Raw genomic sequence first — 4,419 nt, forward strand, 5'->3', positions numbered from 1 at the left:
CGATAGCCCGGGGGCGTCCCGTGACCGACGAAACCGATCACGGCTATCACTCAGTCGCCCGCTGCCGTTCGTCCCGCTGAAAACCATCGAAACCATCGACCGGTTCGAGTGCCGTCCGCTTGCGTCCCGTTCGAAACCGCTCCGCGTGGAGGATATCGATTCCCTTCTCAGCACCCTCCGGGAACGGCCACCGCTGACTGGCGTTTCCGATTCCGTCGTACGACATTCCGCCGTAGAGGGGGTTGAGGCGTGTGAGTTCGTCGAACACCGCTTCCGGGGAGTCGTATTCGAATCGAACGTCGGTCAGTCGGTTTCCGATCTCGGCGATGATGTCGAGGTCGCGCCGCACGCCTTCGGGCGGCGTCCGCAGCGGACGCCGTCGTTGCACCTGGCGGTCGAGATTGGTGACGGTGCCGCCTTTCTCGGCCCAGAGGGTCGCCGGGAGCACGACGTCCGCGTGTTCCACCGTCTCGGTCGGGAAGACTTCCTGCACGAGCAGGAAGTCGAGCGAGGCGAGCGACCGAGCGACGGCCTGCGTGTCCCGCTTCTCGACGGCGGGATTTTCGCCGATGACGTACGCGCCGCGAATCGATTCGCCGAAGGCACGAACCGCGTCGAGTTCCGAGATTCCGGGCGTGGTCGGGATTTCGGTCCCCCAAACCGCCTCGACGTTCGCTCGTGCGTAGTCGTCGGAAATCGGTCGAAAACCGGGGAGCGTCCACGGGCGACAGCCGACGTCGTTCGCGCCCTGTTCGTTGGTCAGTCCCCTGAGAAGGTTCATTCCGGTTCCCGGTTTCCCGAGGTTGCCCGTCACGAGGAGCAGATCGATGAGTGCGTCCGGTATCGCGGTTCCCCGGTGGTCATCCGCCTCGGCACCCGTCCCGACGATGACGGCCGCGCGGTCGGCACTGGCAAATTCGCGCGCGACGCGGCGGACCGTTTCGGCCTCGACGCCGGTTCGTTCAGCGGCGGCGTCGAGGTCCAACCGTTCCATCGACCGAGCGAAGGAGTCGAAGTCAGTCGTCCGCTCGGCGATGAACTCCCCGTCTTCCAATCCCATTTCGAGCACCTGGGCGACCACTGCGTTCACGAACACGGCGTCGGTTCCGAGGTCCGGAGCGATGTGAACGTCCGCGATTCGCGTGGTTTCGTTGGCCTGCGGGTCGGCGTGAATCAGCGTCGCGCCGTCGTTGACCGTCGGCCGAACGTAGGAATTGAAGGCGATGGGCTGTTGTGCGGCCGGGTTCGCGCCGACAACGAGGAACACGTCGGCCTCGGTCAGATCGTTCAGCGTGTTCGTCATTCCGGGCGAACCGAGTCGCTCGACCATCGCCCTGACAACCGACCCGTGACAGATTCGAGCGCGGTTATCGACGTTGTTGGTCCCGAGGACGCGCGCGAGTTTCTGAAACAGATAGTTCTCCTCGTTCGTGCATCGAGGCGCGCCGAAGAAAGTGAGCGAGTCCGGCCCATGGCGGTCGAGAAGCGTTTCGAATCCGTCCTCGATTCGGGCGAACGCGTCGTCCCACGTCGCGGGGACCAAGTCTCCGTCCTTCCGAATCAGCGGCGTCGTGAGCCTGTTCTCGGCGTCCAACACGTCGAACGCGTGGATGCCGTTCGCACAGAGCCGTCCCTGCGAGTTGACCGGGGCACCCTCACAGCCGACCGCACCGCCGCGGCGCTCGCTGTATCTGACACGGCAACCAACCGAACAGCGCGGACAGACGCTTTCGGCGGTTGGTTGGCCGGCGGGTTCCTCGCCCATGCTATCCTTTCGGGACATCTCCCGTGATGACGTTGTAAGCGGCACCCAATCCGGCCAACGTCATGATGACGAGCAGAGTGAAGAGCGCGTTCGGGACCACCGTTTTCGTCCGGAAAAGGTGGCTCCCGCACGCCGGACAGGTGAGCCCCGTCGTCTCGAACTGCTCGCCGCAAACGGTGCACTCGTGGACGTCGTGCTGGCGGTCGCTCTCGACGCCGACGACGCCGTTGTCGATGCCGAGCGCTCGTTTGATGACGTAGCTTCGGTTCATACGCTCCCCTTGTGTTCCTCCGAAATGTGGTCGCGGAGTTCGTCCTCGCTGTCGAACGTCTCGTGACAGAACTGACATTCGTGATCAGTCGCGGTTGGGTTGTCTGGCATAGTTGATATGGAGGTGATGATGTGAAACGCCGTCCGGCGTCGGTTATCAGTCGGTTCTGCCGCCGTCAGTGGCCGCCTGTTCGCTCACGTCGACGTCCGGTTTCGTCTCGGCCGGGGTTATCCGTACGTCCGTGACTTTGAACTCGGGCACATGAGCCTGGTCGTCGAGGTGCTGTTCGTCGGTGAGTTCGTTCGCGGCACCGCCCTGTCCGAAGTAGTGCATCGGGACGAAGACGACGCCCTCGCCGGGTCGCTCGGTGACCTGGGCGAGCGCCGTGATGGACCCCTTCCGGGAAGTCACATCGACGTACTGCGCGTCGGAAATCCCGAGTTCCTCCGCGGTGGCGGGGTTGATTTCCACGAACAGTTCGTCGGTGTACGAGCGGATACCGGCGTCCCGGTTGGTCATCGTCCCGGTGTGGTACTGATAGAGGACGCGACCCGTCGTCATCGCAAACGGGAACTCCTCGTCGTCCATGTCGGCTTCGACCGGCCCGGAGACGTGGGTCGGGAACATGTGGGCCTTCCCGTCGTCGGTGTTGAACTCCTCCATGTAGAGGTGGGGCGTTCCCGGATGGTCCTCGTCCCAACACGGCCACGGGATACCCCCCTCAGTTTCGAGGCGCTCGTGCGTGATGCCGCCGTAAATCGGCGTCAGGTCGTTGATCTCGTCCATTATCTCGCTCGGGTTGCGGAATCCCCAATCGTAGCCGAACCGCTCGGCGAGTTCCTGGGTGATGACCCAGTCGGACTTCGCGTTTCCGGGCGGGTCGATGGCCCGCTTGACGAGTTGGACGTGACGCGTCGAACTCGTGTACGTTCCGTTGGTCTCGAACGGCGAGTTCGCGGGTAGGACGACGTCCGCGTACTTCGCCGTGTCGGTGAGGAAGATGTCTTGGACGGCGAGGAACTCCAGGTTCTCCACTATCTCCTCGGCGTGTGCGACGTTCGGTTCGGAGTACACGACGTTCTCGCCCTGAATGAACATCCCTCGAATCTCGCCGCGTTCGGCGGCGAGGAACTGCTCGGTAATGGTGTAGCCTTCCTCGTCCGGGAGTTCCACGCCGTACGCGTCCTCGAACTTCTCGCGTGCGTCGTCGGTCGTCACCTTCTGATAGCCGGGGAAGTTACCCGGAAGCGGTCCCATGTCGCCACCGCCACCCTGGACGTTGTTCTGTCCGCGGAACGGCGCGAGTCCGGATTTCTCGGTGCCGACGTGACCGGTGACCAGCGCCAGGTTCGCCATCGAGATGATGTTCTCGGTGCCGTGGCTGTGTTCAGTCAGGCCGAGCGTCCAGCAGAACGTGCACGAGTCCGCCTTCGCGATAGTTTCCGCGGCGCGCTTGAGTTCCTCCGGTGGAACGCCCGTCTTCTCCTCGACGAACTCGGGCGTGAACTTCTGGACACCTTCCTTCACGTCCTCGAAGCCGACCGTTCGTTCCTCGATGAACTCCTCGTCGTGGAGGTCGTTTTCGATGATGTGGCGGGTCAACCCGTTGATCCAGACGGTGTCGTAGCCCGGTTGGACGCGCGAGTACTGCGTGGCGAACTGGGCGATTTGGACCTTTCGCGGGTCGAAGACGAACATGTCCGCGCCGTCCTTGACGTTCTGCTTGATGCGCGTGGCGATAACGGGGTGGGCTTCCGTCGTGTTCGACCCCGTAATGAGATAACAGTCGGTGTTTTCCAGCGCATCGGTGCCGACCGACCCGGCACCGAACCCGACCGTCTGGGACAGTCCGGCGACGGTCGGCGAGTGACAGAGCCGGTTGCAGTTGTCGATGTTGTTCGTACCGAACACCTGCCGGGCGAGTTTCTGCATCAGGTAGTTCGCCTCGTTCGAGGTTTTGGACGACGAGACGAAGCTCACGCCGTTTCGCCCGTATTCGTCCTGAATTTCTTCGAGTCCCTCGGCGACGTGGTCGAGCGCTTCGTCCCACGACGCCTCGCGGAACTCGCCGTCCTCCTTGATGAGCGGCTCGGTAAGCCTGTCGTCGCTGTTCGCGTACTTGTATCCAAACTTCCCCTTGACGCAGGTCGAAATTCCGTTGATCGGCGCTTTCTCCGGGTTCGGACGGACGCCGAGCACTTCGTCGTCCTTGGAGTACACGTCGAAGCGACAGCCGACGGCACAGTAGCCACACGTCGTGTCCGTGACGTCGACATCGTCCAGTCGGTAGTCGCTCAGCGCGTCGGCCATGTCGAACAGCCGCCCTTCGGACATCGTGTTCGCCGCGAAACTCTCGGCGACGTGCTCGACGGGTTGGAACGCC

3 protein-coding genes are annotated in these 4,419 nt (G+C 63.2%); all 3 read right to left on the reverse strand.

Annotated elements, in window-relative coordinates; genetic code table 11:
* Positions 1–46 precede the first annotated feature (46 nt).
* Entirely contained in the window at positions 47–1,783 is a 1,737-nt protein-coding gene (locus WBV42_RS02710; protein WP_423984672.1) for a molybdopterin oxidoreductase family protein, read from the reverse strand.
* Positions 1,767–2,036, reverse strand: a complete 270-nt coding sequence (locus WBV42_RS02715) for a hypothetical protein (RefSeq protein ID WP_423984673.1) — start codon at positions 2,034–2,036, stop codon at positions 1,767–1,769. Before WBV42_RS02715 ends, WBV42_RS02710 begins: the two co-directional genes overlap by 17 nt.
* Positions 2,037–2,192: 156 nt before the next feature.
* Positions 2,193–4,419: formate dehydrogenase subunit alpha (gene fdhF, locus WBV42_RS02720; RefSeq protein WP_423984674.1), on the reverse strand; the 2,227-nt coding region annotated here is incomplete at its 5' end.

This window comes from Haladaptatus sp. (assembly GCF_049589095.1).
GTDB lineage: Archaea > Halobacteriota > Halobacteria > Halobacteriales > Haladaptataceae > Haladaptatus.

Excerpts from the sequence above, each read along its gene's own strand:
- WBV42_RS02710 (WP_423984672.1), bottom strand. The coding sequence starts at position 1,783 with ATGTCCCGAAAGGATAGCATGGGCGAGGAACCCGCCGGCCAACCAACC.
- WBV42_RS02715 (WP_423984673.1), bottom strand. The coding sequence starts at position 2,036 with ATGAACCGAAGCTACGTCATCAAACGAGCGCTCGGCATCGACAACGGC.